The sequence below is a fragment of the Spirillospora sp. NPDC049652 genome (assembly GCF_040675125.1).
Lineage (GTDB): Bacteria > Actinomycetota > Actinomycetes > Streptosporangiales > Streptosporangiaceae > Spirillospora.
Map to the genome: position 1 here is coordinate 1 of NZ_JBFAOF010000441.1, position 5,644 is coordinate 5,644.

Annotated in this window: 6 protein-coding genes; 1 reads left to right on the forward strand and 5 read right to left on the reverse strand. The window is 74.3% G+C overall.

Translation table 11 applies throughout. From position 1 onward, the window contains the following. Positions 1-63 precede the first annotated feature (63 nt). The 4 genes from AB0J52_RS24585 to AB0J52_RS24600 are packed head-to-tail and all read right to left on the reverse strand — an operon-like array spanning position 64 to position 4,111. Positions 64-1,536: a hypothetical protein gene (locus AB0J52_RS24585; protein ID WP_500184494.1), complete on the reverse strand. Its 1,473-nt coding sequence runs from the start codon at positions 1,534-1,536 to the stop codon at positions 64-66. Continuing rightward, on the reverse strand, positions 1,533-2,720 hold the full coding sequence (locus AB0J52_RS24590; protein WP_500184496.1) for a hypothetical protein: 1,188 nt from the start codon (positions 2,718-2,720) through the stop codon (positions 1,533-1,535). Before AB0J52_RS24590 ends, AB0J52_RS24585 begins: the two co-directional genes overlap by 4 nt. Then, a complete protein-coding gene (locus AB0J52_RS24595) occupies positions 2,717-3,670 on the reverse strand; it encodes a hypothetical protein (RefSeq protein ID WP_500184497.1) in 954 nt (317 codons plus the stop codon). Before AB0J52_RS24595 ends, AB0J52_RS24590 begins: the two co-directional genes overlap by 4 nt. A 48-nt stretch (positions 3,671-3,718) precedes the next feature. Beyond that, on the reverse strand, positions 3,719-4,111 hold the full coding sequence (locus AB0J52_RS24600; protein ID WP_500184499.1) for a VOC family protein: 393 nt from the start codon (positions 4,109-4,111) through the stop codon (positions 3,719-3,721). 43 nt (positions 4,112-4,154) lie between these two features. Here AB0J52_RS24600 and AB0J52_RS24605 point away from each other — a divergent pair, with 43 nt between their 5' ends. Next, the gene (locus AB0J52_RS24605; RefSeq protein ID WP_500184500.1) at positions 4,155-4,925 is read left to right on the forward strand and encodes a histidine phosphatase family protein; all 771 of its coding nucleotides are present in this window, start codon (positions 4,155-4,157) and stop codon (positions 4,923-4,925) included. A 21-nt stretch (positions 4,926-4,946) separates the two neighbouring features. Here AB0J52_RS24605 and AB0J52_RS24610 read toward each other — a convergent pair. Then, positions 4,947-5,644: NAD(P)-dependent oxidoreductase (locus tag AB0J52_RS24610; protein ID WP_500184501.1), on the reverse strand; the 698-nt coding region annotated here is incomplete at its 5' end.

A 5,644-nucleotide genomic window follows, 5' to 3' on the forward strand; every position in this document is an offset into this window, starting at 1 on the left:
CCCGGTCCGCCTCGGCGGCCGGACTGGCCGCCGGGCGGGTCGGCGGGCGGGTCGGCGGAGTGCTCACGACCACACCTCCGTGGCGTCCTCGTCGGCCGGCTGGTACTCGGCGGGCGGACCGCCGTGCGTCCACGGGGTGTCCTCGCGCTCGGGGAACTTCGCCGCGCCCCACGAGTCGGCCGTGCGGGAGGTGAACACCACCTGCTGCCCCGGCTCCGGCAGCACGCCCGGCTCGGCGGTGAGCTTGCGGCCCATCCCGCCGGTCAGCTCCAGCAGCACGTCCCGGCCGTCGATCTCCACGATCCTGCCCTTCAGGCCGGGGCGGGCGGCGTTCACGACCGTCGCGCCCTCGTCCAGGCGGACCGGGTCGGCGGTGCGGATCCGCACGTGCGGACGCAGCTTCGGCCGCTTGCCCGACTCATCCAGCCGGGTCGGGTCGGTCTCGGTGACCACGCCGCCGAACGCCTGGCCCGCCAGGCGCTGCTCGGCCATCACCAGCGGATCGTCGAACGCGCGCTGCGCCTCGTAGGACTCCTGCGAGCGCTCCAGGTCGTGCAGGCGGCGCGCGGCGCGGACCGCGTCGTCCAGCTTCGCCTGCGGAGGGCTCTCGGCGAACTCGCGGTGGAAGTAGGTGAACGAGTCGCGGTCCCGCTCCCACCGCCTCGGCACGCTCGCGCCCTCGGGCAGGGCGCGCAGCAGGTCCAGCGCCCGCCAGGCCAGGTCCCACGTCGGGATGAGCTGAGAGGCGACGGCCGCGCGGATCCGCTCCTCGGCGCGCGGCTCACCGCCGCTCTCGTCATAGGCGGCGATCGCCGGAGCGAGCACCTCGTTGTCGAAGGTCGGGTCGGTGGCCGGACCGGCCGGCGGACAGACCACCGGATCCTCGGCGCGGGCGGCGGCCGCCGGGCCGTCCATGCCCTCGGGCGGGTCGATCCACCCCATCAGCGCGCCGAGGTTGCCGTCCTCCAGCGAGCTCTGCCCGGTCGCCCAGTGCAACCGCAGCGTCTCGGTCAGCGCCAGCAACAGCGACGACCCCGGACGGTCGTTGCGGTCGGCGAACCAGGTCAGCCAGCGGCCGAGCACCGGGACGGCCGGATCGACGGCCCACGGACCCTCGGTGCTCCGGAACCGCGTCGAGCGGCCGAGCAGCCGCAGGAACCCCACGCCGCCCCGGTTCGGCACGACGATCTGCGGCGCGCGCTCGTACCGGAACCGCTCCTCCCCGTCCTTGGACGGTTCGAGCGTCTCGGTCGCGCCGCGCTCGGCCTCCACGTGGTCCAGGACCGCCTTGGCCAGCTCCGCCGCGTACCCGAACCGCAGGTCCCGGTTGCGCGGCTGCGGGACGACCAGCAGCGTCGGCGCGTCCCGGTCGGTGCCGAGCATCGTCGCCAGCGGCGCCGCCGCCTCGCCCGCCAGCTTCAGCGGGATCATCACCAGCGGCGTCTCGCTGAGATGGCAGTGCCGGACGGTCGCGACCGGCGTGGCCCGCCCCGACGCGAGCGCTTCCAGCTGGGCGAGCGCGGTGAGCGTGCTCACGCCGTCCGCTCCAGCACGCCCGCCCCCTGCACCGGGACGCCCGCGAGCGGCGTGGCCGCGCTCCGCGCCGGGACGGCGGGCGCCGGAGCCGACGCGAGCGCCTCCCGGCGCAGCCGGGCCGCGACGCGCAGCTGCTCGGCCGTCTCGGCCATGTCCTCGGACGGCTCCCGGACGCCCCGCGCGAGCTCCAGCGCCGTAACGACGCTGTCGACCCCGCCGAGCTCGTCCCGGACCGACCGCCCGAGCGTCCCCGTCGCCCCGCAGGCGCGTGCCTCGTCCCGGCAGAACAGCGCCATCTCGCAGCTCGCCATGCACTCCGGCGCGTACCGGGCCTCCACGGCGCGCACCGCTTCGGGCAGGCCCTCGTCGAGCGCGAACGTCAGCCCGTCCGGCATGGCGCGGGCGATGTCCTCGGCGCGGGTGAGCCGCGCGAGCTGCCGCCTCACCACCGCGAGCTGCGGACGGACGTCCACCGGCGTGGCGGTCGGCCGGTTGGAGAAGTTCTCCGGGCACACCAGGAACACCTCGTGTGACACCCGCTCCGGATCGTGCCCGAGGCCCGCGACCAGCTCCCGCAGCGCCAGCACGTACACCGCCGACTGCCGGGCGGCCGCAGCGACCTGCTCCGGCTCGGCCTGCCCGTCCACCACCGCGAACGACTTGACCTCCACCACGTGGAACCGCCCGCCGAGCTGGAACGCGATCACGTCCGGCTCCAGGTAGGCGCGCTGACCGGCGATGTCCAGGCGCAGCAGCGGGTGGTCGAACATCGTGCCGGCGCCCGACTCCAGGGCGCGCGCCATCAGGTGCCGGGTGCGGGCGTGCCGCACCTCGCGGCTCTCGGTGCCTACCGACTCCAGGTCGTCGTAGGCGACCTCCGGGATCTCCAGCCCGAGCCGGTCGCGCAGCAGCGCCAGCAGCTCGGCGCAGCCGTCCGCCTTCACCTGCGCCTCGAAAGCGTTCCCGCGGGTGATCGCGAACTGCGACTGGCCGAACGGCGCGCCGAACCCCAGGTGCCGCGCCACGGCGTCCTTGTCCACGGCGGCGGCGTCCATCACCCCGCGCCGCGCGCAGCCGGGGTTGGCGGTCAGCGCCGCTATCGTCCGGGCGTCGTGGTTGCGCGGGGCCTCGCCGCCGCGCAGGTGGGACAGGTCGCTCACCGTGTGGTCGTCGTCTCTGTTCATCGCCGTCGCCGGTTCGTCGTGTCGTCGGGGCTCGCGCCCGCGCCTGCGTTCCTGTTCTCTTCCGTGCCCGTTCCGGTTCCGCCGGTGCCGGTGGCGTCGCCGGTGCCCGTGCGGCGGGGGAGGACCCGCAGCCCGCCGCCGAACAGCAGCGCCGCGTCGTCCAGCGCGTCCGCCGCGCGCCGTGCCGCCGCCGCGCGGTCCCGCCCGTCGGCGTCGCGGTGCACGGCCAGCTCCGCCCGCGCCGCCTCGGCGACCACCGCCGGATCCACCGCACCGTCCGTCACGACGGTACCGTCCGTCGCCCCCGGAATGGTGGCGGCGAACCGCCACAGCAGCCGCTGGACTCCCGCGTCCCGACCGGTGTCGGTGTGTTCGGCCCGTTCGGCCACCCGGATCGCGGCCGTGAGGAAGTCCACGCGCGCGCTCAGCGGTCCGACGATGCGCTGCCGCAAGGGCCACGTGCTCACCGTCAGCAGCCCCCGGGCGGGAGCCAGCAGATCGGCGGTCAACGCCGCGCAGAGATAGTACGGACGTGCATAGGGAGAAGACCGGAACGACCGCTCCTCGTCCCGCCGCAGACTCGTCAGCCTCGCCGCCGGGATCTCCCCCGGGAAGAAAGCCCCGTGTACGGCGCCGACCAGCTTCGGCGCGGCCGGCACACCCAGCAGCGTCAAGGCCTGGTGCACCTGCTCCCGCACCGGCACCAGCCCCCTAGGCGCACCGCTCTGCGCTCTCACCTGCTCCACGCGTGCGGGGACGGCGGGAGAGTCCGCGGCGGGATCACCACCGAGGACGGCCTCGTCCCAGGCCCGCTCGGCGCGCCGCAGCTCACCGCGCAGGCTCCGCGCGGTCTCCCGGTCACCGCTCGCCGCCGCGCGGCGGACGGCCGCGCGCAACTCGGCGATGCGCTCCTCCAGCGCGTCAGGGGAGGAGCCGGGTGCTCCGGACATGCCGGAGAGCGTACCGCGACTTCCAGGGAGTTCCAGTCTTTTCCAGAATTATCCACGTTGGTCGCGCCGCAGCGGATGATCTCCCGGCACCTCGACCAGGACGATCCTGATCCCGTCCGGATCCTCGATCCACATCTCCACCAGCCCCCACGGCTCGACCTGCGGCTCCCGCACCACCCGGACCCCGGCGGCGGCCAGCCGCCCCCGCTCGGCCCGCACGTCCCGCACCTGGAGCCACAGCATCGGCGCGCCCCCGCCCGCCGGTCCGGGCCCGCGCCCCGACACCTCCAGGAACCCCGGACCGAGGAAGAACACCAGGCCGGGATCGTCCGGCGGACCGAACTCCCGGTACACCGCCAACCCGAGGACATCCCGGTAGAAGCGGCGCGACCGCTCGGGATCGGCGGGACGGACGAGAACGCGACTGCTCAAGACCTCCATGCGTCTCATCATTCCCAGCGGGCGGTATGGCAGCCTTGTCCGCGTGACGGACACCGAAGCCTCCCCCCGGCGCGTCTGGCTGATCAGGCACGGCGAGAGCGAGTCCAACGCGGGACTCCCGACCAACGGCCCCGGCGCCGCGCCCCTCACCCCGTTCGGTCGCCGCCAGGCCGAACGCGTCGCCACCGCGTTCACCGCAGCGCCGTCCCTCATCGTCAGCTCCACGTTCGTCCGCGCACGCGAGACCGCGATGCCGACGCGCGCCCGATTCGCGGACGTCCCCTACGAAGAGTGGCCCGTCCAGGAATTCACCTATCTGGGTTCGCTCCATGGCCCGAACACGACCAACGAAGAACGCCGCCCCTACGCCGAGGCCTACTGGGCCCGCTCCGACCCCTCCCGCGTGGACGGGGGCGACGGCGAGTCGTTCCGCGACCTGATGGCGCGTGCCCGCGTGATGCTCGAGACCCTGGCCGCCCGTCCCGAGCCCGGCCTCATCGCCGTCTTCACCCACGGCCTGTTCATGCGCGCGGCCATGTGGACGCTCCTCACCGGCATCACCGACCCGACCGCCGAGCAGATGCGCGCCTTCCACCACTTCCTCGAAACCAGCCGAACCCCCAACGGGACGATCGTCGAACTCCGCCCCGGCCCACCCGACCTGTTCACGGTCATGTTCGGCACGGCCACAGCCACCCTCGACCCGACCCCGGTCGCGCCATCGGCACACCAGGCGGCCCCAGCACACGAGACGCCGAGCGGCCAGGAGTCTTCCTCCGTCCCCACACCGCAACAGGACGCCTCCCATACCTGACGTTTCGCCGCGCTGCGGGGCTCAGGAGGGGAAGCCGGCGAAGAAGCTCGCGACCATGTCCTCCTCGCCGTGCCCCTGCTCCACCGCACGGAGGAACCGCTGCCGCGCAGCGTCCGTGAGGTCCACCCGGATCCCCGCGGACGAGGCGACCTCCATGATGAGCCCGGTGTCCTTGGACGCGTTCCGCACCGTGAACGTCGGACGGAAGTCCCGGTCGAGGACGGCCTTCATCTTGCTCTGCAGGTAGCCGCAGTCGAGCGGCCCGCCCGTGACGACCTCGCCGAACGCACGCGGATCCAGGCCCAGCCCCTCCGCCAGTGCCATCGACTCGGCGACCAGCGACGTCAGCGTGATCGCGTATCCCACGCTCACCATCTTCAACCGCGTGCCGCCGCCCGCCGCGCCGTCGTCGCCGAGCCACATCGTCCGCTGCCCCACCGCGTCGAACACCGGCCGCACCGCCTCACGCGCGGATTCGGGACCCGCCGCCAGCACGACCAGCTTCCCCTCCTCGGCGGGCTGTCGGCTGCCCTGCACCGGCGCGTCCACGAACGTCAGCCCGTGCCGCCCGGCCAGCTCGGCGAGCGGACCGAGCGCGGCCACGCCGACCGTGCTCATCTGCGCCCACACCGCGCCCCGCCGCGCCCGCGGCGCCGCGGCCTCCATCACCTCGGCCACGGCGGCGCCGTCGGTCATCATCGTGACGATCACGTCGGCGG